General features: G+C 71.8%; 21 protein-coding genes, 2 pseudogenes and 1 riboswitch. Of the genes and pseudogenes, 19 read left to right on the forward strand and 4 right to left on the reverse strand.

From position 1 onward, the window contains the following. The 7 genes and pseudogenes from ABT367_RS33140 to ABT367_RS33170 form a co-directional block, all read left to right on the forward strand. Positions 1-305 (forward strand): annotated as a pseudogene (locus tag ABT367_RS33140) (glycosyltransferase family protein); the annotation flags it as partial. Beyond that, the gene (locus ABT367_RS33145; protein WP_352256980.1) at positions 302-1,732 is read left to right on the forward strand and encodes a hypothetical protein; all 1,431 of its coding nucleotides are present in this window, start codon (positions 302-304) and stop codon (positions 1,730-1,732) included. The pseudogene ABT367_RS33140 and the gene ABT367_RS33145, both read left to right, overlap by 4 nt. A gap of 90 nt (positions 1,733-1,822) precedes the next feature. Beyond that, positions 1,823-2,824, forward strand: coding sequence for an SDR family NAD(P)-dependent oxidoreductase (locus ABT367_RS33150; RefSeq protein WP_352256981.1), 1,002 nt, complete (start codon positions 1,823-1,825; stop codon positions 2,822-2,824). A gap of 60 nt (positions 2,825-2,884) precedes the next feature. Continuing rightward, positions 2,885-3,598: a nucleotidyltransferase family protein gene (locus tag ABT367_RS33155; protein ID WP_352256982.1), complete on the forward strand. Its 714-nt coding sequence runs from the start codon at positions 2,885-2,887 to the stop codon at positions 3,596-3,598. Positions 3,599-3,606: 8 nt separating this feature from the next. Further along, entirely contained in the window at positions 3,607-4,512 is a 906-nt protein-coding gene (locus tag ABT367_RS33160) for an NAD-dependent epimerase/dehydratase family protein (RefSeq protein ID WP_352256983.1), read from the forward strand. 23 nt (positions 4,513-4,535) lie between these two features. Further along, positions 4,536-5,195 (forward strand): spherulation-specific family 4 protein, encoded by a 660-nt coding sequence (locus tag ABT367_RS33165; RefSeq protein WP_352256984.1) that lies wholly within the window; start codon positions 4,536-4,538, stop codon positions 5,193-5,195. Beyond that, entirely contained in the window at positions 5,192-5,977 is a 786-nt protein-coding gene (locus ABT367_RS33170) for an endo alpha-1,4 polygalactosaminidase (protein ID WP_352256985.1), read from the forward strand. The genes ABT367_RS33165 and ABT367_RS33170 overlap by 4 nt, the downstream gene beginning before the upstream one ends. 39 nt (positions 5,978-6,016) lie before the next feature. Here ABT367_RS33170 and ABT367_RS33175 read toward each other — a convergent pair whose 3' ends face one another. After that, positions 6,017-7,228, reverse strand: a complete 1,212-nt coding sequence (locus ABT367_RS33175; RefSeq protein ID WP_352256986.1) for an MFS transporter — start codon at positions 7,226-7,228, stop codon at positions 6,017-6,019. A gap of 117 nt (positions 7,229-7,345) precedes the next feature. Between ABT367_RS33175 and ABT367_RS33180 the strand changes: the two genes are divergently transcribed. Beyond that, complete coding sequence (locus tag ABT367_RS33180) at positions 7,346-8,590, forward strand: ROK family transcriptional regulator (protein ID WP_352256987.1); 1,245 nt, start codon at positions 7,346-7,348, stop codon at positions 8,588-8,590. On the opposite strand, the gene ABT367_RS33185 is transcribed toward ABT367_RS33180, so the two are convergent. Continuing rightward, on the reverse strand, positions 8,560-9,447 hold the full coding sequence (locus ABT367_RS33185) for an SDR family oxidoreductase (RefSeq protein WP_352256988.1): 888 nt from the start codon (positions 9,445-9,447) through the stop codon (positions 8,560-8,562). The genes ABT367_RS33180 and ABT367_RS33185 overlap by 31 nt on opposite strands. 194 nt (positions 9,448-9,641) lie before the next feature. After that, a riboswitch (FMN riboswitch) is annotated at positions 9,642-9,772 on the forward strand. A gap of 135 nt (positions 9,773-9,907) precedes the next feature. Between ABT367_RS33185 and ribD the strand changes: the two genes are divergently transcribed. From ribD to ABT367_RS33235, 10 genes are all read left to right on the forward strand, one after another. After that, on the forward strand, positions 9,908-11,008 hold the full coding sequence (gene ribD, locus ABT367_RS33190; protein WP_352256989.1) for a bifunctional diaminohydroxyphosphoribosylaminopyrimidine deaminase/5-amino-6-(5-phosphoribosylamino)uracil reductase RibD: 1,101 nt from the start codon (positions 9,908-9,910) through the stop codon (positions 11,006-11,008). A 2-nt stretch (positions 11,009-11,010) separates the two neighbouring features. Then, on the forward strand, positions 11,011-11,649 hold the full coding sequence (locus tag ABT367_RS33195) for a riboflavin synthase (RefSeq protein ID WP_352256990.1): 639 nt from the start codon (positions 11,011-11,013) through the stop codon (positions 11,647-11,649). Between the two features lie 65 nt (positions 11,650-11,714). Further along, on the forward strand, positions 11,715-12,293 hold the full coding sequence (gene pnuC / locus ABT367_RS33200) for a nicotinamide riboside transporter PnuC (RefSeq protein WP_199547979.1): 579 nt from the start codon (positions 11,715-11,717) through the stop codon (positions 12,291-12,293). Next, positions 12,290-13,546 carry a bifunctional 3,4-dihydroxy-2-butanone-4-phosphate synthase/GTP cyclohydrolase II gene (locus tag ABT367_RS33205; protein WP_352256991.1) on the forward strand — a complete coding sequence of 419 codons (1,257 nt, stop codon included), beginning with the start codon at positions 12,290-12,292 and terminating at the stop codon, positions 13,544-13,546. Before pnuC ends, ABT367_RS33205 begins: the two co-directional genes overlap by 4 nt. Positions 13,547-13,601: 55 nt before the next feature. Continuing rightward, positions 13,602-14,087, forward strand: a complete 486-nt coding sequence (gene ribH / locus ABT367_RS33210) for a 6,7-dimethyl-8-ribityllumazine synthase (protein ID WP_093608434.1) — start codon at positions 13,602-13,604, stop codon at positions 14,085-14,087. Positions 14,088-14,121: 34 nt separating this feature from the next. Beyond that, complete coding sequence (locus ABT367_RS33215; protein WP_052577392.1) at positions 14,122-14,394, forward strand: phosphoribosyl-ATP diphosphatase; 273 nt, start codon at positions 14,122-14,124, stop codon at positions 14,392-14,394. A 62-nt stretch (positions 14,395-14,456) separates the two neighbouring features. Continuing rightward, complete coding sequence (gene hisG / locus ABT367_RS33220; RefSeq protein WP_352256992.1) at positions 14,457-15,305, forward strand: ATP phosphoribosyltransferase; 849 nt, start codon at positions 14,457-14,459, stop codon at positions 15,303-15,305. 16 nt (positions 15,306-15,321) lie between these two features. Then, positions 15,322-15,771 (forward strand): PH domain-containing protein, encoded by a 450-nt coding sequence (locus ABT367_RS33225; RefSeq protein ID WP_352256993.1) that lies wholly within the window; start codon positions 15,322-15,324, stop codon positions 15,769-15,771. A gap of 217 nt (positions 15,772-15,988) precedes the next feature. Continuing rightward, complete coding sequence (locus ABT367_RS33230; RefSeq protein ID WP_352256994.1) at positions 15,989-17,317, forward strand: hemolysin family protein; 1,329 nt, start codon at positions 15,989-15,991, stop codon at positions 17,315-17,317. Continuing rightward, complete coding sequence (locus tag ABT367_RS33235; RefSeq protein WP_352256995.1) at positions 17,314-18,414, forward strand: hemolysin family protein; 1,101 nt, start codon at positions 17,314-17,316, stop codon at positions 18,412-18,414. Before ABT367_RS33230 ends, ABT367_RS33235 begins: the two co-directional genes overlap by 4 nt. Before the next feature lie 19 nt (positions 18,415-18,433). Here ABT367_RS33235 and ABT367_RS33240 read toward each other — a convergent pair whose 3' ends face one another. Together ABT367_RS33240 and ABT367_RS33245 are read right to left on the reverse strand one after the other, a co-directional pair. Beyond that, the gene (locus ABT367_RS33240; RefSeq protein ID WP_352256996.1) at positions 18,434-20,311 is read right to left on the reverse strand and encodes an AAA family ATPase; all 1,878 of its coding nucleotides are present in this window, start codon (positions 20,309-20,311) and stop codon (positions 18,434-18,436) included. Positions 20,312-20,806: 495 nt separating this feature from the next. After that, positions 20,807-21,412: a uridine kinase family protein gene (locus ABT367_RS33245; RefSeq protein WP_352256997.1), complete on the reverse strand. Its 606-nt coding sequence runs from the start codon at positions 21,410-21,412 to the stop codon at positions 20,807-20,809. Between the two features lie 234 nt (positions 21,413-21,646). Here ABT367_RS33245 and ABT367_RS33250 point away from each other — a divergent pair. After that, positions 21,647-21,843 (forward strand): annotated as a pseudogene (locus ABT367_RS33250) (peptidase C39 family protein); the annotation flags it as partial.

The following is a 21,843-nucleotide window of genomic DNA, read 5'->3' on the forward strand; positions in this document are numbered from 1 at the left end:
CGGGGGGCCCCCCCACCGTCACCACCCCCGGGGGCGGCGTACGCGCGGCCGTGGGCGACAGCGGACTCGTCTCACCCCCGCGCGACCCCGCCGCGATGGCCCGCGCGGCGCTCGCGTTGCTGCGCGATCCCGGGCGGCGGGCCGCGATGGGGGAGGGGGCCCGGCTGCGGGTCATCGAGCAGTTCACACTGCGCCGCACCATCGAGACCTTCCGTTCCATCTACCAGGAACTCGGCACGCCCGGCACGGCTGCCGACACCGCCGGCGGGTGGGGCTCCGCCGCGGCCGAGGGGGCCCTCGCATGAGCGGCCCGCTGCGTCTGCTGCCCGGTGACGGCGACGGAGTGCCGAGCGTGTCCGGCGGTGACGGCAACGGAGCAGCGAGCGTGTCCGGCGTCGACGGCAACGGACTGCCGGACCTGCCCCGCGACCGCACCGGCCGGACCCGGCCGAGCTGGGCGGCCGACCCGGTCGACGAACTCGCCGAGCGCCTCGCCGACCAGATCGCCGTCGCCGTACACCCCGACGAGGTGGCCGCACTGCTCGAATCGGACGGCCTGACCGCCGAGCGGATCGAGCAGCACTACGGCAGGTCCGATCTGTTCGCACTCGCCGAGGACCTCTTCGACCGCGTCCCACGGCACTACGCGGCCCCGCCGCCCGGGCCCGACCCCTGGCGCGCCGACCCAATGCAGTGCGCCCTGCGCGGACTGGCCTTCGCCCTGCCCGGACTCGCCTACGTGCTCGGCGCCCGACTCCTGCACGGCCGCCCCGACCTGACCGGGCTCGTGGCTTCCGCGCTGCTCGCCTGGGCCTGGAACCAGGGCCTCAGCCACCGCGCGTACCTGCGGCTCTCGGCCGAGGGGCCGGCCGGCGCCGCCCGCACCCTGCGCGTGGGAGCACCGGCCGGTGCGCTCGTGAGCGGTGGGCTCGGACTCGTCCTGGCAGGGCCGGCCACGGCGGGCGCCTTCGCCGTGGGACAGTCCGTGTACCTGGGGGCGGCGGGCGCACTGCTCGTCCTGGGGCGCGAACGGGCACTGCTCATCAGCCTGTTGCCGGTCGTCGCGGGCGCGGGGGCGACGCTGCTGTGGACCCTCCCCACGGCCCTCGTGCTCGTGGTGTTGCTCGGCTCCGTGGTGCTGACCGCCTCGGTCGCGTGGCACACGCTGCGCGAGGCACTGCCCGCCGGCAGATCCGCCGGCGGCGGAACGCGCACGGGGTCCGTGCTGTCCTCCGTTCCGTACGCCCTGTTCGGCCTGGCGGCCGGGGTGCTGGCAGCGCTCGCCGGGTCGCTCGACGCCCGCACGGTGGTGGTCCTGACGCTCAGCATGGGCTTCGCCGAGTGGCTGCTCCACCGCTATCGCTCCCTCGGAGTGTCCGGGCTGCGCTCCAGCACCGACCTGCCCGGGTTCACCGACCGTTCCGGCCGCGCACTGGCCCTGTGCCTCGGCGCCTATCTGACCCTGCTGGCCGGGGGAGCGCTGGTCGCGGGAACCGCACCGCTCGCCCTGCTCCTCCTGGGAGCCGTGTTCTGGACGGCACTGCTCCTGCAGGCGTTCGCCGTGGCCTGGTTCCCCGCCCTCGTCTCGCTCGCCGCGGCCGTCGCACTGGCCGTGGCGCGCGCCACCGGACTCCCCGACGTACCGGCGCAGTTGATATGCACCGGAATCGCCGCGGTGGTGCTCGCGGCCGGCACGTACCGCCTGCTGGCCCACCCCACCGCTCACCGCTGAATCCACTGCCAGGCACGCGGCCCCCTTGTGCGGACGCCCGCCGACCTCTCCGGAATCCCGCGCCACCCACTCATCCCAGGAGCAACGACCGTGACCTCACCCGCACTTGTCGCCGTCACCGGAGCCGAAGGCTTCATCGGCTCTCACCTCACCGAAGCCCTCGTCGCGGCCGGTCACCGGGTCCGCGCGATGGCCCAGTACAATTCCTTCTCCTCGTACGGATGGCTGGAGACCCTCGCGCCCGACGTGCTCGACCAGGTCGAGATCGTCCTCGGAGACGTCCGCGATCCCGGCTCGGTGCAGGCCCTCACCGCAGGCACCGAGGCCGTCTACCACCTGGCGGCGCTGATCGCGATCCCGTACTCCTACCAGGCGCCGCACAGCTACGTGGACACCAACGTCACCGGCACGCTCAACGTCCTGGAAGCGGTACGGCGCCAGGAGATCCCGCGGCTCGTGCACACCTCGACCAGCGAGACGTACGGCACCGCGCAGACCGTGCCGATCACCGAGGACCACCCCATCAACACCCAGTCCCCGTACGCCGCTTCGAAGGCCGGCGGCGACCGGCTCGCCGACAGCTACCACGCGAGCTTCGCGACCCCGGTCGTCACCCTGCGGCCGTTCAACACGTTCGGGCCGCGGCAGTCGATGCGCGCCGTGATCCCCACGGTCATCGGCCAGGTCGCCGCAGGGGCGGAGACCGTCACCTTGGGAGACCTGCGGCCCACCAGGGACTTCCTGTACGTGAAGGACACGGCCCAGGCGTTCCTCGCCGTGGGCACCGCGCCCGCCGAACAGGTCGTCGGCCGCACCTTCAACGCCGGTACGGGCGAGGAGATCTCGGTCGGCGATCTCACCCGGCTCATCGGCAAGCTGATGGACACCGAACTCGACGTACGCGAGGACGCGGAGCGCATCCGGCCCGCGAACTCCGAGGTCATGCGCCTGGTCGCCGACGCCTCCCGGCTGCGCGCCGCCACCGGCTGGGAACCGGGCCACACCCTGCAGTCCGGGCTCGCGCACACCATCGACTTCTTCCGCGACCCCGCGCACCTCGCCCGCTACAAGACCGGCATCTACAACATCTGACCGCGCCGGGCCCGAGGGGCGCGGCAGACCACCACCAGCACGACCGACAGGGGGAGACCCATGCACGCAGTGATCCTCGCCGGGGGCAAGGGCGTCCGGCTGCGCCCGTACACCACCGCGCTGCCCAAGCCGCTCGTCCCGATCGGCGACCAGCACGCGATCCTCGAGATCGTCCTTCGCCAGCTCGCCGCCGCCGGGTTCACCAGCTGCACCGTGGCCATCGGCCACCTCGGGCACATCATCCGCGCCTATGTGGGCGACGGCAGCCAGTGGGGGCTGCGCATCGACTACGCGGCCGAGGACAGCCCGCTCGGCACCATGGGACCGCTGCTGCCGATGCTCGACCACCTGCCCGACCACTTCCTCGTGATGAACGGCGACATCCTCACCGACCTCGACTACGGGGACGTGCTCCACCGGCACGCCGCCTCCGGCGCGCCGCTCACCGTCGCCACGTACGCCCGTAAGGTCGCCATCGACTTCGGCGTTCTGACCACGGAGTCCGGCCGGATCGTCTCCTTCGCCGAGAAGCCGAGCCTCGACTACCGGGTCTCCATGGGCGTGTACGGCCTGTCCCGGGCGACCCTCGCCGGATACACGCCGGGCCTGCCGCTCGGCTTCGACGAGCTCGTGCTCGACCTGCTGGCCGCCCAACACCCGCCGCACGCCTACGAGTTCCACGGCTACTGGCTGGACATCGGCCGCCCCGACGACTACGACCGGGCCAACGCGGAGTTCACCACGCACCGCGGTGTGCTCCTCAAGGGAGCGTGACCACAGCCATGCGCGTACTCATCCTGGGCGCCGGGGGCTTCCTCGGCCGCCACACCGCCGAGCGGCTGCGCGCCCTGCCGGGTGTCCGGCTGCTCGTCGGGGGCCGCTCGCCGGACGCCGACGTGACGCTCGACCTGACCGCCGACCCCGAACTCCTCACGGACGCCGTGTACGCCGCGGCGCCCGACGCGGTGGTCAACTGCGCGGGCCTCGTGGCCGGCAGCGCCGTCCGTCTCACCGACCTCAACGCGCGGGGGCCGGCCGCCCTGTGCGAGGCGCTGCAGGAAGCGGCGCCCTCGGCGCGGCTGGTGCACTTCGGCTCCGCGGGGGAGTACGGGCCCACCGCGCTGCGCGTACCGGTCGCGGAGGACGCGCCGACCAGGCCCCAGTCGCCTTACGGAGCAACGAAGTTGGCGGGCACGGTTGCCGTGGCGGCTTCGGGCCTGGACGCCGTGGTGCTGCGGGTGTTCAACCCGGTCGGGCCGGGGGCACCGACCGCGGGGCTGCCCGGCCGGCTCGCCGCCGAGCTCCTTCGGGCCGGGCCCGAAGGAGCCGTACGCGTCGGTGATCTGTCCGCGTACCGGGACTTCGTGGACGCCCGGGACGTGGCCGAGGCCGTCGCGCTCGCCGTATGTGCGCCGGGACCGCTGCCTGCGGTCCTGAACATCGGCAGCGGACGCGCCACCCCGGTACGCGAGTTGGCCCACCGGTTCGTCGAGGTGTCCGGGCACTCGGGCCCGCTGGAGGAGACCGGCGACGGCTCGGCCCGTTCGGGCGCCGTCTCCTGGAGCTGCGCGGACATCGGCGCGGCGCGGGCCGCACTCGGCTGGCAGCCGCGCCGCTCACTGGCCGAATCCGTCACGGATCACTGGCGCGCGCTGGGATCCGCCGCCAGGGCCGGGGCGGTCCGTTGACCGTAGAGGGACTCCTTGTGCCGATGTACGTGCATCCGGCCGTCGATCCCGGCGCCTGGGAGCGCCTCGCACGCCACGCCGACCTGCTCTACGGCGTGATCCTCAACGTCGCGGACGGACCGGGCGACACCCGCGAGCCGTCCTTCGCCGCCGCGGCCCGCGATCTGCGGGCGGCGGGGGTACGGCTGTTCGGCTATGCCGACACCGACTACGGCCGCCGTCCGCGACGGGAGGTCATCGCCGACCTGGAGCGGCACCGCGACTGGTACGGAACCGAGGGCTGCTTCCTCGACCAGGCCGCGGCCGACGCCTCCTGTCTGCGCCACTACCGGCGCCTGGCGCGCACCGCCCGTGCCCGGGGCATGGAGACCGTCGTCCTCAACCCCGGGGTGCACCCGGCGCCCGGGTACACCCGGGCGGCCGACGTCCTGGTGACCTTCGAGGGCGACTGGGACGCGTACCGCAACGCCCCGTCGCCGCCCCGGTGGACCGCCTCCTATCCGCCCGAGCGGTTCTGCCACCTGGTGCACGGAGTGCCCCAGGGCCTGTGCGGCGTGGCCGTCCGTACGGCGCGGCTGCGGGGCGCCGCGGTGTCCTGCGCGGTGCCCGGGCACGGCGCCAACCCGTGGGCGCAGCCGCCACCGCTCGCCGCCGCAGGACCGGCCACCGACACTGGATCATGACCCGTCTTCTGGCGTTCCTGTTCGCACTCGCCGTGCTGACCGCGTGCTCCGCGCCCGCACCACGTCCGGACCCGCGCCCCGGCGAGCGCTGGCGCCCCGCGCAGGGCACGGCCTGGCAGTGGCAGCTCGACGGCCGCCTGGACTTCGGCGTGGACGTCCCGGTGTACGACATCGACGGATTCGAGAACGACGCCGCGACCGTGCGAAGACTGCACAGTGCCGGGCGCAAGGTCATCTGCTACCTCAACGCCGGTGCCTGGGAGTCCTTCCGCCCCGACCACCGGGACTTCCCCGCCGCCGTCCTCGGGCGCCCCAACGGCTGGCCCGGCGAACGCTGGCTGGACATCCGCCGCGTCGACCTCCTGCGCCCGCTCATGGCCGAGCGGTTCGACCTGTGCCGGGCCAAGGGCTTCGACGCGGTGGAACCCGATCTGATGGACGGCTACCTCAACGACACCGGGTTCCCGCTCACCGCACGGCACCAGCTCACGTACAACCGGATGCTCGCCGAACTCGGCCATGAGCGCGGCATGTCGGTCGGCCTCAAGAACGATCTGCCGCAGATCCCGCTGCTGGTCGGCGACTTCGACTTCGCGGTGAACGAGGAGTGCTTCCAGTACGACGAGTGCGCGGCGCTCGAGCCTTTCGTCGACGCGGGCAAGGCCGTCCTGCACGTCGAGTACGCCGTGCCGCCCGCCGAGTTCTGCCCCCGGACCCGGGCACTCGGTTTCAGCTCGATGGCCAAACGGCTCGACCTCGGTGCGTGGCGCCGCCCTTGCTGAGGGACGGCGCCACGCACCGAGGTCGAGCCCAATGACCCGTCAGGCCCGAGGACTTGCCTCCGGCAGCGGTGCGTCGCTCGTCGCGTCCTTGTCGCGGCCGGCGGAGCGGAGCACGCCGGCGAACAGGATCAGGCCCACGGCCAGCGTGGTGACCAGGGCGAACGACACCATCAGCGAGGTGGCGTCGGCGACGGCGCCGATGGCCGAGGGGGCGATGAGCCCCGAGGTGTACGTGATGGTCGCGACGCCCGCGATGGCCTGGCTCGGGTTGGGACCGCTGCGTCCCGCGGCGGCGAACGCGAGCGGGACGACCACCGCGATCCCCAGACCCATCATGCCGAAACCCGTCATCGCGACGGCCGGATGGCCGGCGAAGACGACCAGCAGACCGCCCCCGGTGGCCAGTACACCGCCGGCGCGCACCGTGGGCACCGGGCCGAAACGGTCGACGATCTTGTCGCCGGCGATCCGCGCGACGGCCATCGTGAGAGCGAAAGCCGTGGTGCAGGCGGCGGCGAGGCCGGCCGACGTCTCCAGTTCGTCCTTGAGGTAGACCGCGGACCAGTCCAGGCTCGCGCCCTCGGCGAACACCGCGCAGAAGCCCACCGCACCGATGAGCAGCGCGGACTTGGGCGGCAGGGCGAACCGCGGCGGCGCATCCTCCTCGGGCGAGCTCGGCGGATCGAGCACATAGCGGCACACGAGCAGACCGAGCACCGTGAGGACGGCCGCGGCGAGCAGGTGGTGGACGCGGGCGTCGGCGCCCAGGTGCGCGGCGAAGGTGCCGCCTGCCGAGCCGAGCAGGGCGCCCACGCTCCACATGCCGTGCAGGCCGGACATGATCGAGCGGCCCATCCGGTTCTCGGTCTCGAGACCGATCGCGTTCATCACCACGTCGGACATGCCGGAGGTGGCGCCGTACACGAAGAGCGCCATGCACAAGGTGAGCAGACCGGGGGCGAGCGACGGCAGGGTGAGCGACAGGGTCCACAGCGCGAGGAGCACCCGCAGCGCGGCACGGGCGCCGAAGCGGTGACTGATCGCCGCGGCGAGCGGCATGGCCACGGACGCGCCGACCGCGGGGAACGCGAGGGCGAAGCCGAGCTGGCCCGCGCTGAGCCCGGCATGGTCCTGGATCCAGGGGATACGGGTAGCGAACGAGCCGGTGACCGCACCGTGCACACAGAACACGGCGGCCACGGCGTACCGCGCCCGTATCAACTCCCTTGTTATCAAGGTCACTTCGCTCATCGTTCCCCTCCCGGCATACAGAATCCGCGCTGCCGACGTAAACTATCAGGAACCCTGCCTGATAAATAGCGGCTCTGTTGCTCCGCCGGTCACGCATTGATCTGGAAGGATCCCGGCATGCCCGCCTCCCCCCGCACCGCCCGAGCGATCAACGACCGGTCCGCGCTGCGTCTGCTCCACGACCAGGGCCCGCTCACGGCCGGGCAGCTCAAGGAGCTGACGGGCCTGTCCCGGCCGACGGTCGCGGATCTGGTCGAGCGGCTGCGGAGCGCCGGACTGATCGGTGTGGTCGGCGAGGCGGGCGCCGAACGGCGGGGTCCCAACGCGAAGGTGTACGGGATCGTGGCGGACATCGCCCATCTCGCGGCGCTCGATGTGCGCACCATGGGCGTCTCCGTGGTGGTGTCCGATCTGCTCGGGGCCGTACTCGCCGAGGCGGCGCTGCCGATCGACGAGACCGGCGGCACGGAGATCGCCGTCGAACGTGCGGTGGCGCTGCTCGAGGAGACGGCTCGCAGCGCGGGCGCCCGTGAGCTGCACAGCGTCGGCATCGGGGCGCCCGGCCTGATCGATCCGTCGACCGGTGAACTGCGCGACTCGGGCGGTCTGCCCGCCTGGCACCGCCGCCTGGTGGTCGCACTGCAGAAGGAACTTCCCGCGACCGTGCTCGTCGAGAACGAGACGAACCTCGCCGCCGTCGCCGAGCGGCACGCGGGTGCGGCCCGCGACCGGGACACCTTCGTCCTGCTATGGCTCGGCCACGGTGTCGGCGCCGCGGTGCTGCTCGACGGGAGGCTGCGCCGAGGGGCCTCGGGCGGCGCGGGCGAGCTCGGGTTCCTGCCCGTGCCCGGGACCGCCGGTCTGCCCTCGGCCGTCGACTGCGGGGGAGGCTTCCATACGCTGGCCTCTTCGCAGGCGATCGTCGAACTCGGCGCGGAATACGGAGTGTTCGGGCCCGGCGCGCAGGGGTCGGGGCCGGCCGGTGAGGGCGTGGTCCGCGCCGCGGTGGGAGCCCTCACGGGGACGGCCGCCGAGCGGTCGGTCGCCGCCACAGCACCGGACACCGAGCCGTCCGCCGCCGAACGCGCCGGAGCCTTCCTCGACACCCTCGCCGACCGCGTCGCCCTGGCCGTCGCCGCCACCGCCGCGGTCCTCGACCCCGGCTGCGTGGTGCTCGGCGGCGAGATCGGCTGCGCGGGCGGCCCGGCACTCGCCCACCGCGTAGAGGAACGCGTCGCCGCGCTCTCCCCGCTGCACACAGAGGTACGCGCGGGAGAGCTCGGCGGCGGAGCGGTCCTGCGCGGTGCGCTGCTCGCCGCGCAGGAAGCCGCTCAGGACGCGCTGTTCCCGTCGGAGTCCTGAGGCGGGGGCGAGTCCTTCCGGTACGCATCCTCAGTCCGGGACGCGCCCTCTCCAGCGGCGCCCTGCCCGGACGCGCCCTCGGCCGGCCAGGCGCCCTTCCCGCCGGAGCCGCGCTCCTTCCGTACGTATTCCGCCAGATACTCGTCGAACGTGCCCTTCCCCACGGCCCGTTCGGGCGCGAGATGCCCACCGTGCACAAAGCCCTGGTAGGTCTTCCCGGCCAGCGGCACCTCCACGATCCGCCGGCTCTTCCCGACCGCCGCGAGGTACTTCTCGGCCAGCTGCCGCAAGGTGAACACCTCGGGCCCGCCCATGTCGTCCACCCGCCCGAGCGGCTCGCCCTGCGCCAACTCCGCGAGCCGCGCGGCTACTTCGTCCACGGCGATCGGCTGGGTGCGGCCGTCCTTCGGGATCAGCATCACCGGCGGCTTCGCCAGCGCCTCCAGGACCTGCACCACCAGATCGTGGAACTGTGTGGCCCGCAGTGTCGTCCAGCCGATCCCCGAGTCCTCGATCAGCCGCTCCACCTGGTGCTTGCTGCGGTAGTAGCCGAGCGGTACGGCGTCGACGCCGACGATCGACACGTAGACCAAGTGGCGGACCTCCGCCTTCTTGGCGGCGGCGATCAGGTTCTGCGCCGCCTCGACGTCGGCACCCTTCCTCGGCGCCGTGGCGCAGTGCACCACCACATCTGCTCCGGCGGTGGCCTGTCCCAGGCCCGCGCCGGTCAGCAGATCGGCCGCCCACCAGTCGGAACGCCTGCTCATGGCCCGTACGTCATGCCCGGCGTCGCGCAGCAGCCGCGTCAGGGGTTTGCCGAGGGTGCCGGTCGCTCCGGTCACCAGGATCGTGCTCATCGCGCCCTCCTTCGAGAGGTCTCATGGAGATCTCGCAGAGATGGAGCTTTTCGCAGGACTTTTCAGCCTGGCAGAGGGGCGGCATCTTGGCCCGGGCACCTACAGGACAAACGCAAACCTCCTGTGAGCCAGCCCACAGCCGCTCGCCCGTATGGCCGACGATCAGGCGTGGCACACTGGCTGTGTACCAGCAGCAGCGCACTCCGGGGTCGGTGTAATTCCGAACCGGCGGTTACAGTCCGCGACCCGGTCACCTCCAGTGACCGGTTGACCAGGTGAAATTCCTGGACCGACGGTGAAAGTCCGGATGGGAGGCAGTGCGCGGCGGGCAGGCACGTTTTTCGTGTACGCCGCCGACCGTTCGACCTTTGCCAGTCAAAGATCGTCGCAGTCCGGCGTTCCCGAAGTGCTTCTGCCCGTGATCTCTGTCGTCATCGACAGGCCCCGGAGTCCGTGCCCTATGAGGCAGGAGGACCCGGTGGCCGCCACCGCAGCCGAAGCAGCAGCGATGCGTCGCGCCGTGACGCTCGCCGCGCGCGGACTCGGCTCCACCAGCCCCAACCCGGTCGTCGGCTGCGTCATCCTCGACGCCCACGGCACGGTCGTCGGCGAGGGCTTCCACGAGCGGGCAGGCGGCCCGCACGCCGAGGTGCACGCGCTGAACGCGGCAGGCGACAAGGCCCGCGGCGGCACCGCACTGGTCACCCTCGAACCCTGCAACCACACCGGACGCACCGGCCCCTGCGCCCAAGCGCTGATCGAGGCCGGAATCGTTCGGGTGGTGTACGCGGTGAGCGACCCCAATCCCACTGCCACGGGCGGCGCGCAGACCCTCCGTGACGCCGGAGTCGATGTGGCGTCCGGCCTGCTGGAGGACGAGGCCCGCGCCGGCAACATCGCCTGGCTCACCGCCGTCAGGACCGGCCGCCCGTATGTCACTTGGAAGTACGCCGCCACGCTCGACGGCCGGATCGCCGCCGCCGACGGCACCAGCCGCTGGATCTCCTCGGCCGAGTCCCGCGCCGACGTCCACCGCCTGCGCGCCGAGTGCGACGCGGTCGTGGTCGGTGCCGGCACGATGCGCGCCGACGACCCGCACCTCGCCGTACGCGGCATCGACGGCGCCGTCCAGCCGCTGCGGGTGGTCGTCGACACCGAGGCCGCCGCGGTGAAGCCCGGCGTCCGGATCCTCGACGACACGGCACCGACGCTGATCGCCGTCGCCGAGGACGCCACCACCGACCTGCCTGATGTCGTACGACTCCCGCGCGCCGCACGGGGGTTGGACATCGAGGCCCTGCTCGACGCCCTGTACACCCGCGGCGTCCGCTCCGTCCTGCTCGAAGGCGGCCCGACGCTCGCGGGCGCCTTCGTGGCGGCCGGCGCGGTCGACCGCGTCATCGGCTACCTCGCCCCCGTCCTGCTCGGCGCGGGACAGTCGGCGCTCGCCGACGCCGGAATCACCACGATCACCGACGCGTTGCGGCTCGACGTGACCGAGACCGTACGGATCGGACCCGACCTCCGTATCACCGCCGCTCTGTCCCCGAAGGAGTCCTGAGGATGTTCACCGGAATCGTCGAAGAACTGGGTGAGATCACCGCCGTGGAACAGCTCGGCGACTCCTGCCGGTTCCGCGTGCGCGGCAAGGTCGTCACCGAGGGCGCCGGACACGGCGACTCCATCGCGGTCAACGGGGTGTGCCTGACCGTCGTCGAGTACGGCGACGACTGGTTCACCGCCGACGTGATGGAGGAGACCCTCAAGCGCTCCAGCCTCGGCGCGCTCGCCGAGGGCTCCCGCGTGAACCTGGAGCGTGCGACCGCGGTCGGCGCCCGGCTCGGCGGCCACATCGTGCAGGGCCACGTGGACGGCACCGGGAAGATCCTGGACCGCACCCCGTCCGAGAACTGGGAGATCGTCAAGGTCTCGCTGCCGGCCGGACTTTCGCGCTACGTCGTCGAGAAGGGCTCCATCACCGTCGACGGCGTCAGCCTCACCGTGGTCGAGGCCGCCGCCGACTACTTCACCATCAGCCTCATCCCGACGACCCTCGCGCTCACCACGCTCGGCATCAAGCAGGCCGGCGACCCGGTGAACCTCGAGGTCGACATCATCGCCAAGTACGTCGAGCGGCTGCTCGGCGACCGCGCCACCACGGCCGACAACGGCATCACGACCACCACGGGGGACTCCAAGTGAGCGTGCTCGATTCGCTGAACACCGAGGCCTTCACCGCCTTCGGCCAGCACATCCTCTGGTCCGACATGATCGGCAACACCTTCGGCCTCGCGGCCCTCGCCCTCGGCTGGAAGCGCTCGGTGTGGACCTGGCCCGTCCAGTTCGCCGCCGGTCTGATCCTCTTCGGCGCCTTCGCCGGACACCTCACGGGCAGCGCGGGCAAGCAGGTCGTGGTGATGATCGTGGCCGTCATGGGCTGGATCGCCTGGACCCGCGGCCGCAAGGAAGCGCAGGACGGCTCGATAGCCGTCCGCTTCGCGACCTGGAAGGAGCGCGGCCTGATGCTCGCGGCCGCGGCCGCAGGCACCGTCGCCGTCGCGCTGCTCTTCAAGGCGTACCCGTCGCTGTCCTGGGACCCCTGGCCGGACGCGTACATCTTCGTCGGCACCATCGTCGCGATGTACGCCCAGGCCCGCGGCATGGTCGAGTTCTGGTTCGCCTGGCTGCTCGTCGACCTCGTCGGCGTCCCGCTGAACTTCGCCAACGGTTATGCCTTCTCCGGATTCGTCTACGTCATCTACGGCGCGCTGGTCCTGTGGGGCATGCGCGACTGGTGGCTGCGTTCGCGCGCCACCGCCCCGGCCCTGGAAGGAGCCCCGGCATGAGCACCGCTGCAGCGTGGTCGGTGGACGAGGACCTGACCCTCGACCCGGTCGAGCAGGCCATCGCGGACATCGCCGCGGGCCGCCCGGTCGTGGTCGTGGACGACGAGGACCGCGAGAACGAGGGCGATCTCGTCATCGCCGCCGAGAAGGCGACGCCCGAGATCATCGCGTTCATGATGAGCGAGTGCCGCGGCCTGATCTGCGCGCCGATGGAGAGCGACGAGCTCGAGCGGCTGCAACTGCCCCAGATGGTCGCCGACAACACCGAGTCGATGAAGACCGCGTTCACCGTCTCCGTCGACGCCAGCGGTGCCCACGGCGTCACCACCGGAATCTCCGCCTGGGACCGCGCCACGACGCTCCGCCTCCTGGCGAGCGGCACCACCGAGGCGTCCGACTTCGTGCGGCCCGGCCATATCTTCCCGCTGCGCGCCCGCGAGGGCGGTGTCCTGGTGCGCAACGGCCACACCGAGGCGGCCGTCGACCTGGCCCGGCTCGCGGGCCTGCGGCCCGCCGGTGCGATCGTCGAGATCGCGGGCGAGGACGGCACGATGCTGCGTCTGCCCGAGCTGGTGCCGTTCGCCCGCAAGCACGGCCTGACGATCATCTCGATCGAGGACCTGATCGCGTACCGCAGGAGCTCCGAGCCGACCGTCCGCCGCGAGGCCGAGGTCCGGCTGCCCACGCAGCACGGCGAGTTCACCGCGTACGGCTACCGCTCGACCGTCGACGGCGTCGAGCATGTCGCGCTCGTGCACGGCGAGCTCGGCGACGGCGAGGACGTCCTGGTCCGGATGCACTCCGAGTGCCTCACGGGGGATGTCTTCCACTCGCTGCGCTGCGACTGTGGCCCCCAGCTGGAGGCCGCGATGGACCGTATCCGGGCCGCCGGACGCGGCGTGGTCGTCTATCTGCGCGGGCACGAAGGACGGGGCATCGGCCTGCTGTCCAAGCTGCGGGCGTACGAGCTGCAGGAGCGGGGCCGCGACACCCTCGACGCCAACCTCGAGCTCGGCCTGCCCGCCGACGCCCGCGACTACGGCGCCGGCGCGCAGATCCTCACCGATCTCGGCGTACGCAGCGTGCGTCTGATGACCAACAACCCGGAGAAGTCCGAGGCGCTCACCCGCCACGGCATGAAGATCAGCGGCCGTGAGGTCGTGGCGCTGCCGGCCGGCGAGCACAACCTGCGCTATCTGCGCACCAAGCGGGACCGCATGGGGCACGACCTGCCCTGGCTCGACGCGCAGTAGACACCCCCAGTAGCACCCCCTGTTCCAAGTACCGGACTACCGAGGAGAAGAGCACGTGAGCGGCAAGGGCGCACCCGAACTCAGCGTGAAGAACTGCGGCGACCTGCGGGTCGCGGTCATCGCCGCGCAGTGGCACGAGAAGGTCATGGACGGTCTCGTCGACGGCGCCCTGCGCGCCCTGCACGAGCTGGGCATCGACGAGCCCACCCTGCTTCGCGTCCCCGGCAGCTTCGAGCTGCCCGTCGTCGCCAAGGTCCTCGCCGGCCGCGGCTACGACGCGATCGTCGCGCTCGGTGTGGTCATCCGCGGCGGCACCCCGCACTTCGAGTACGTCTGCCAGGGCGTGACGCAGGGCCTCACCCAGGTCTCCGTGGACACCGGCGTCCCGATCGGCTTCGGCGTGCTGACCTGCGACACCGAGGAGCAGGCGCTCGACCGCGCCGGCATCGAGGGCTCCACCGAGGACAAGGGCCACGAGGCCGTCACCGCGGCCGTGGCCACGGCGACCACGCTGCGTACCGTCTCGGAACCCTGGCGTTAGGACGGGGCACGAGGCCGCGTAGAGTAGAGCCATCATGTCCAAGAAGACGTTCGAGGAGCTCTTCACCGAGCTCCAGCACAAGGCAGCCAACGGCGACCCCGCCACCTCCCGTACCGCCGAACTGGTGGACAAGGGTGTGCATGCCATCGGCAAGAAGGTCGTCGAAGAGGCCGCCGAAGTCTGGATGGCCGCCGAGTACGAGGGCAAGGAAGCCGCCGCCGAGGAGATCTCGCAGCTGCTCTACCACGTCCAGGTGATGATGGTCGCGACCGGCGTCACCCTCGACGACGTGTACGCGCACCTCTGAGCCACGCCGCCACCCCCTCCCGTTCCACCTCCCGATCACTTCTACGCAAGGAAGCCGACCTCATGCTGCGCATCGCCGTCCCCAACAAGGGTTCACTGTCCGGACCTGCGTCGGCGATGCTCCATGAGGCCGGCTACCAGCAGCGCAAGGAGTCCAAGGAGCTCGTCCTCGTCGATCCCGACAACGAGGTGGAGTTCTTCTACCTCCGCCCCAAGGACATCGCGATCTACGTGTCCGCGGGCAAGCTCGACATCGGCATCACGGGCCAGGACCTGCTGATCGACTCCGGCGCCGACGCCGAGACGATCCTGCCGCTCGGCTTCGCCCGTTCCACCTTCCGCTTCGCCGCCAAGCCGGGGGCCGTCAAGGACCTCGCGGACCTCGCGGGCAAGACGATCGCCACCTCGTACGAGGGCATCGTCGGCAAGTACCTCGCGGACCAGGGCGTCGATGCCTCGGTCGTGCACCTGGACGGTGCCGTGGAGACCGCGATCGAGCTGGGGGTCGCCGACGCCATCGCCGATGTCGTCGAGACCGGCACCTCGCTGCGCAACGCGGGCCTCGAGGTCTTCGGCGATCCGATCATGAAGTCCGAGGCCGTCGTCATCCGGCGCACGGGCGCGGACACGGAGGACGCCAAGGTGCAGCAGTTCCTGCGCCGTCTGCAGGGCGTCCTCGTGGCCCGTACGTACGTGATGATGGATTACGACTGCCGCGCCGAGCACCTGGACGCCGCCGTCGCCCTGACGCCCGGCCTCGAAGGCCCGACCATCTCGCCGCTGCACAGCGAGGGCTGGGTCGCGGTCCGTGCGATGGTGCTGGCCAAGGAGGCCCAGCGGATCATGGACGATCTGTACGCGCTGGGCGCCCGCGCCATCCTCACCACCGCGATCCACGCCTGCCGTCTCTGACCGGCGGGTGACTGTGATGAGCGACCAACTGCCTTCCCTGCCGGTCACGTTCCGGCCGACCCGCACCCGTGCGGTGCTGCTCACGACCGGCATCGCGATGTTCGCCGTGATCACGGCGATCGCGTTCATGCTGGAGACGCTCAACGCCGGCGAGCGCGCGTCCTTCGTCCTCACGGGCGCGCTGCTCTTCGCCGTACTGGTGCTTCTGTCACGCCCCAAGGTCGTGGCCGACGAAACCGGTGTCACGGTCGTCAACCTGACGCGGCGCCGCCGGCTCGCCTGGGCGGAGATCCTCCAGGTGAACCTGCGCGCGGGCGACCCCTGGGTCTTCCTCAACCTCAGCGACGGCACCAGCCTGCCGGCCCTGGGCATCCAGCCCGGCATCGGCAAGCAGCAGGCGATCCGTGACGCGGGAGCGCTGCGTGCGCTCGCCGAGGCGCACGGCAGCGGACCGACGTCCGCCTGAACGCTCGAACAGGCCCCCCGCCGGGCGACAACCGGCGGGGGAGCACTGCCGCACGACCCGTCGTCGTGATTAATCTGTTGGCAGAGGCGTTGTGCGCGCCCGTCCCACCGAGGTCGAAACCCCCGGGACCCCTGCGAACCAAGGAGTGACCCCCTCCGCCGATGGACGGATCGTCCGGTAGTACATGCGCCGCCCCCACCCGACATAGCGGGGCGGCATGATCATCCCTCTCCTCCTGCTCGCCGCAGCCTTCCTCCTCATCCTCGCCAACGGATTCTTCGTGGCCGCCGAATTCGGTCTGGTCACGGTCGAGCGCCCGGACGCCGAGCGCGCCGCCGCAGCGGGCGACCGCAAGGCCCGCCGGGTCGTCGCCGCCCTGCGGGAGCTGTCCTTCCAGCTCTCGGGCACGCAACTGGGCATCACCATCACCTCCCTGGTGGTCGGCATGCTGGCCGAGCCCGCGCTCGGGCATCTGCTCGCCGGTCCGTTCACCGCGATCGGGATACCGCACGGCGCCGTCCCCGGAGTCTCCGTGGCCGTCGGCATGCTGCTCGCCTCCGCCGTGCAGATGGTGATCGGTGAACTCGTGCCCAAGAACTGGGCCGTGTCCCGCCCGCTGCAGGTGGCCCGTTTCGTGGCCGGACCCCAGGGCGCGTTCGCCCGGCTGTTCCGCCCGGTGATCGCCGGACTGAACGCCGTCGCCAACCGTCTGGTGCGCGCCTTCGGCGTCGAGCCCGCGGACGAGCTGGCCTCCGCTCGTACCCCCGACGAGCTGATGTCCCTCGCCCAGCACTCCGCCCAGGCCGGAGCGCTGGAGGCCGACACCGCCGATCTGTTCGTGCGCACCCTGTCGCTCGGCGAGCTGACCGCCCAGCATGTGATGACCCCGCGCGTGAAGGTCAACGCGCTGCAGTCCTCCGCGACCGCCGCCGACGTCGTCAACCTGACGCGGGCGACCGGACTTTCGCGCTTCCCCGTCTACCGGGACAAGATCGACGAGATCATCGGCATGGCACACCTCAAGGACGCCCTCGCCGTACGGGTCCAGGAACGCGGCCGCACCCCGGTCGGCCGGATCGCCCGCCAGCCGCTCCTCGTCCCGGAGACCCTGCCCGTCCAGCAGCTGCTTCGGCAGCTGCGCCGCGAGCAGCCGATCGCCGTGGTCGTCGACGAGTACGGCGGTACGGCGGGGGTCGTGACCCTGGAGGACATCGTCGAGGAGCTCGTCGGCGAGGTACGCGACGAGCACGACAAGGCCGTGTCGCCCGAACTCGCCGCCGCCCCCGCCGAGGACGGCAGACCCGCGTGGGACGCCGACGGCAGCTGCCGGGTCGACATCCTGCAGCGGATAGGGCTCCAAGTCCCCGAGGGCCCGTACGAGACGGTCGCCGGCCTCGTCGCCGATTTGCTCGGCCGGATCCCCGCTCCCGGTGACCGGGCCGACCTGCCGGGCTGGCGCCTCTCGGTGCGCCAGGTCGGGCACAACCGCGCCGAACGCGTACGCCTCGTACGGACTGCCGCACGTCCTTTGGAGGCAGCCCGATGAGCGCGCTGCAACTCCTGTTCGCCCTGCTCCTCGTGCTCGGCAACGGCTTCTTCGTCGGAGCCGAGTTCGCCCTCGTCTCCGTACGCCGCAGCCAGATCGAGCCGTACGCCCAGGATTCGGCGCGCGCCCGCCGCGTTCTGTACGGACTGGAGCATCTGCCGCAGATGATGGCCGCCGCCCAGTTCGGCATCACCATCTGCTCCCTGACGCTCGGGGCGGTCGCCGAGCCGACGGTGGCGCACCTCCTGGAGCCCGTCTTCCACGCGCTGCATGTCCCGGAAGGCCTGATCCACCCGCTCGGCTATGTCATCGCGCTCGCCGTGGTCGTCTTCCTGCACCTGGTCGTCGGCGAGATGCTGCCGAAGAACCTCGCGATGGCCGCGCCCGAGAAGACCGCGCTGTGGCTCAGCCCCGCCCTGGTCGCCTTCGCCCGGCTGTGCCGCCCGGTCACGGCGGCGTTCGGCGCCTGCGCCCGGGCCGTGCTCCGGCTCTTCGGAGTCGAGCCGAAGGACGAGGTCGAGGCGGTCTTCACCAGCGTGCAGCTCGGCCGCCTGGTCGAGGACGCCGGGCAGGCGGGCCTCCTCGACCCCGAGGAGCAGGAAATCCTCGGCGACGCCCTGGAGTTGGGCAGCCGCCCGGTCACGGACGTGCTGCTCGATCCGGCGCATCTGGTCACGGTCGCGACCGGCGTCACCCCTCGCCAGATCGAGGAACTGACCGTCCGTACGGGGTATTCACGCTTCCCGGTCTGTGCGGACGGCGGCGCCTTCATGGGGTACCTGCACGTCAAGGACGTGCTCGACATGGAGGACACGGAACGTGCCGTGCCCCAGTCGGTCTGGCGCCCCATGACGACCCTGCGCGCGGAACTGCCCCTGGACGACGCCCTGACGGTGATGCAGCGGGCCGCCGCCCACCTCGCCAAGGTGGCCGACTCCACGGGCCGGGTCCTCGGCCTGGTCGCCCTGGAGGATGTCCTCGAACTCCTGGTGGGCGAGGTCCGCGACCCCGCGCACAGGGCGGTGCCGCGCCCGGCTTCCGTGGTGCAGCTGCCGACGGTGCCCGTGGCGGACGAGGAGAGTGCCATGGCCGGGTGACCGCCCGGACCGCCGGGGCTCACACCCCCGGCGGTTCCCCCGGCCCCCGCCCCGACAGCACCTCTCCGTACGCCTGCATCAGATCCGGCAGCCGCAGCGTCGCCAGATCCTCGACGCTCGGCTCGCCCGGGTACCCGGACAGCCGCAGATCGCGATAGGCGCAGCTCTTCTCGTACAGCGTGCGCAGGAAGCGGCCGTTGCCGAGCTCGTCGATCCACCCCTGATCGACCACATGCCCGCTGATCGAGCGCAGCTCGTCCACCGACTCGGCATCCCACCGATCGCCGTTCTCGGCCGCGAGCACCTCGCCGATGGCGGTGAGTTCGAGCGGCCGGTACGAGGGGAAGTCCACGCGGGTCGTGAAGCGCGACGAGAGCCCGGGGTTGGCGGCGAGCAGCCGGTCCATGCCTTCGGGATAGCCCGCGAGGATCACCACGAGGTGGTCGCGGTTGTCCTCGGCGCGCTTCAGGAGCACCTGCAGGGCCTCGTCCCCGTACGCATCGCCCTTGCTGTAGCCCGAGTTGGACAGCGCGTACGCCTCGTCGACGAAGAGCACGCCGCCGAGCGCGGAGTCGATCAGCTCATTGGCCTTCACCGCGGTCTGCCCGAGGAACTCGCCCACCAGATCGGCCCGTTGGGCCTCCACCAGGTGGTCCCCGCCGAGCAGTCCGAGCGCGTAGAAGACCCGTCCGAGAATGCGGGCGACCGTGGTCTTGCCGGTGCCGGAGGGCCCTGAGAAGACGAAGTGCCGCTTCGGCGGCTGTACGGGAAGCCCCTTGTCGGCCCGGAGCCGGGCCATCCGCAGCTGTGCGGAGAGCGCCTTGACCTGGCGCTTCACGGGTTCGAGTCCGACCATCCCCTCCAGCTCGGCGAGCGCCTCCTGGAGCAGAGCGGGATCGGCCGGCCCTGTCGGCAGCGAAGAGGGCCCGGCCTGGGCGGGGATGAGCGCCTTCTCCCGTACGGCATCCGTCTCCGGCGGCTGACCGCCACCGGGCGGATCGGTGTCCGTGCCGACCTTCAGATCGCCGCCCTCGGTGCCGTACGCGGTGTCGTAGCCGTCCGAGTAGTCGGCCGCGTCCACGCCTGCCAGCGTGACGGAGCCGAAGTCGCCGCCGTCGTCCGCGCCGTCGATCCCGTCGTAGTCGGCTATCGCCGCGAGCCGGGCCGAGGTGTCCATGAACGCCGGGTCGACCCGGTGCACCGCCCGGTACAGCGGCAGTGCCGCCGCGCTGCGCCCGGTGCCCTCATGGGCCCGCGCCAGCCAGTAGCGCAGCTCCTTGCGCTGCGGCTGCTCGCTGCGGCAGCGCATCAGAGCCGCGGCGAGCAGCGGTTCGGCCTGCCCGTACATCTCGAGCCGCACCCGGGCCATCCCGCCGAACAGGCCGGCCTCGATCCCGAGGGCATGGTCGTCGATCAGTGGATCGGTGTGCCGGACGAGCTGCTCCCAGTCCTTGACCAGATACGAGCGGCACGCGTGCAGAAAGCGCACCTGCGGATCGGCGTCCACCGGAGGCAGCCCCGCGAGCGCGCGGTCGAGATCGGGCACATGGCGCCCGTCGAGCCAGTGGGAGGCGTGGGCGAGCAGCAGATCGCGGGGGCTTTCGAGGACCGGCTGGACCCACCAGCCCAGCCAGTACCAGGAGTTGAGGGTGCGGCGATGGCGTGCGCGCTGCTCACCGAAGCGGTCCCGGTGCCGGTACATCCGTAACAGCGCGGTGGTCGTGTCCACCCTCAGTGCGTGGAGCCCCAGCCAGCCGTCGGCCATGCCGGGGTCGAGTCGCACCGCACTTCTGAACTCCTCCTCGGCCTGTGGATACGCGCCCATGGTGTAGGCGTCGACGCCTCGCAGCCAGGCCAGGTCGGCCGGAGCCGATGCGCCCTGCGTGCCGAAGTCCATCACGTCCCCCACAAACCTGCCCCCGTTGGTGCGCCGCCGGGCGACTGCCCGTCGGCGGCCTTCGCCGAACCGCCGTTCTGGTGCCGGGAGTTGACGTGGTGGCGATCATCCGGGCAGGCCCGGCGATCGCACCGAGAGGCATCGTACCTGCGCCTCGGGCGTCGGCCGTAGGGTGCCGCGCGACTCGGCGGGGCAAAGCCGGAGGCACAGGGGGAGGCACGGGGGAGCACGCCCCGGGGCGCGAAGTGGTCACCGAGGGTGAGCAGTTGAAGGCGAGGCGCGCACGCGAAAGGGACAAAGGGCAGAACGAAGCCCCCGATCACGGGGGAACAATCGGGGGCTTCGCGCCTGCGGGCGACCGGCTCGCGGTCGCACATTGAGAACGTAAGTCCTGTACGACCCCTCGGTCAAGCCGAGTTGGGGCACTCTCGGGGACCGTTTTCCGGCCGTGGGGCGCACCGCCGCCACACCGTCACGTTCCGTGACGGATCGGGGTCAGGCTGCGCCCAACTCCGGCCCCGGCAGCACCTCATACCCCTCGGGAACCTGTCGTACCAGGGCATCCGCGAACGGCCGGGAAGGATCCTCGGCGAAGTGCCGTTCCTCGGCCGGTTCCCACTGCTCCCAGAAATCGTGCTGCGCCACGCCGTCGCGCTCACGCCCGCGCCGCCACGACCGCCCGGCCGGCAGCTCCATCCACACAAGGCGCGCCAGCCACGGCCGCAACGCCCGCCGGCCGGCGCCCACACCCTCGACGAGCACGACGGGCGCGGGCTCGATCGCCGGTCCGGGGTGGAAGCGGCGCTCGTTCCAGTCGTACGCGGCCGGGTGGGCGCTCCGTCCTGCCGCGAGCGGCTCCAGGACCTCGCGGGCGAAGCGGTCCGTCCAGTCGAAGAGCTCGGCATGGCTGCGGATGTCGTCGAGCGCGAGGACCGGCGCACCGTCGAGCTCGGCGGCAAGGCGCAGGGCGAAGGTCGACTTTCCGGAGCCCGCGTGCCCGTCGATGCCGTTGTGGCGGACCGGTCCGCACGACGGCGCCTGCGCGCGCAGCTCGGCTGCGAGGGCGGTGAGCGGGCTCGGAGGGCGCAGAGAGTCGTTCATCGGCCTCAAGCCTACGGCGATCACCCCGGCCGCCCGACGGCGTCGCAGGTCACGCCAGTGGTACAGGCCAATATTGGTGGCGCGACGCGGGCCGAAACCCTGGCAGAAGCGGTCCGCGAACGGCCATAGTGGGCGCCTGTCGGGCATCCGTAGCGTTGGATTCCGTCCGGATGCGCTTCGCCTCACCCGTGCCGATGTCACCGTCGTTCGCGTCGTTCTGGACCAGGAGCACCCATGACCTCCCCGCACCAGACCTCCCGCAGAACCGTCCTCGCCGCGGCCGTGGCCGTCGCGGCGGCCGGCGCCGTCTCACCCGCTTCGGCCGCCCCGCAACGCTCCGCTCCGAAGCCTTCCGTGCAGGATCGCCTCGTGGACAACCGCTTCTGGACCTCGTACGGCGACTGGCGCGGCGGCACCGCGCAGGGCACCCG

Source organism: Streptomyces mesophilus (assembly GCF_040300965.1).
In the GTDB taxonomy this organism is placed as follows: domain Bacteria; phylum Actinomycetota; class Actinomycetes; order Streptomycetales; family Streptomycetaceae; genus Streptomyces; species Streptomyces mesophilus_A.

What these genes read in the sequence shown, in the direction of transcription:
- ABT367_RS33145 (WP_352256980.1), top strand. Translation starts at nt 302, where the DNA reads ATGAGCGGCCCGCTGCGTCTGCTGCCCGGTGACGGCGACGGAGTGCCG.
- ABT367_RS33155 (WP_352256982.1), top strand. Translation starts at nt 2,885, where the DNA reads ATGCACGCAGTGATCCTCGCCGGGGGCAAGGGCGTCCGGCTGCGCCCG.
- ABT367_RS33160 (WP_352256983.1), top strand. Translation starts at nt 3,607, where the DNA reads ATGCGCGTACTCATCCTGGGCGCCGGGGGCTTCCTCGGCCGCCACACC.
- ABT367_RS33165 (WP_352256984.1), top strand. Translation starts at nt 4,536, where the DNA reads ATGTACGTGCATCCGGCCGTCGATCCCGGCGCCTGGGAGCGCCTCGCA.
- ABT367_RS33170 (WP_352256985.1), top strand. Translation starts at nt 5,192, where the DNA reads ATGACCCGTCTTCTGGCGTTCCTGTTCGCACTCGCCGTGCTGACCGCG.
- ABT367_RS33175 (WP_352256986.1), bottom strand. Translation starts at nt 7,228, where the DNA reads ATGAGCGAAGTGACCTTGATAACAAGGGAGTTGATACGGGCGCGGTAC.
- ABT367_RS33180 (WP_352256987.1), top strand. Translation starts at nt 7,346, where the DNA reads ATGCCCGCCTCCCCCCGCACCGCCCGAGCGATCAACGACCGGTCCGCG.
- ABT367_RS33185 (WP_352256988.1), bottom strand. Translation starts at nt 9,447, where the DNA reads ATGAGCACGATCCTGGTGACCGGAGCGACCGGCACCCTCGGCAAACCC.
- ribD (WP_352256989.1), top strand. Translation starts at nt 9,908, where the DNA reads ATGAGGCAGGAGGACCCGGTGGCCGCCACCGCAGCCGAAGCAGCAGCG.
- ABT367_RS33195 (WP_352256990.1), top strand. Translation starts at nt 11,011, where the DNA reads ATGTTCACCGGAATCGTCGAAGAACTGGGTGAGATCACCGCCGTGGAA.
- pnuC (WP_199547979.1), top strand. Translation starts at nt 11,715, where the DNA reads ATGATCGGCAACACCTTCGGCCTCGCGGCCCTCGCCCTCGGCTGGAAG.
- ABT367_RS33205 (WP_352256991.1), top strand. Translation starts at nt 12,290, where the DNA reads ATGAGCACCGCTGCAGCGTGGTCGGTGGACGAGGACCTGACCCTCGAC.
- ABT367_RS33215 (WP_052577392.1), top strand. Translation starts at nt 14,122, where the DNA reads ATGTCCAAGAAGACGTTCGAGGAGCTCTTCACCGAGCTCCAGCACAAG.
- hisG (WP_352256992.1), top strand. Translation starts at nt 14,457, where the DNA reads ATGCTGCGCATCGCCGTCCCCAACAAGGGTTCACTGTCCGGACCTGCG.
- ABT367_RS33225 (WP_352256993.1), top strand. Translation starts at nt 15,322, where the DNA reads ATGAGCGACCAACTGCCTTCCCTGCCGGTCACGTTCCGGCCGACCCGC.
- ABT367_RS33230 (WP_352256994.1), top strand. Translation starts at nt 15,989, where the DNA reads ATGATCATCCCTCTCCTCCTGCTCGCCGCAGCCTTCCTCCTCATCCTC.
- ABT367_RS33235 (WP_352256995.1), top strand. Translation starts at nt 17,314, where the DNA reads ATGAGCGCGCTGCAACTCCTGTTCGCCCTGCTCCTCGTGCTCGGCAAC.
- ABT367_RS33240 (WP_352256996.1), bottom strand. Translation starts at nt 20,311, where the DNA reads ATGGACTTCGGCACGCAGGGCGCATCGGCTCCGGCCGACCTGGCCTGG.
- ABT367_RS33245 (WP_352256997.1), bottom strand. Translation starts at nt 21,412, where the DNA reads ATGAACGACTCTCTGCGCCCTCCGAGCCCGCTCACCGCCCTCGCAGCC.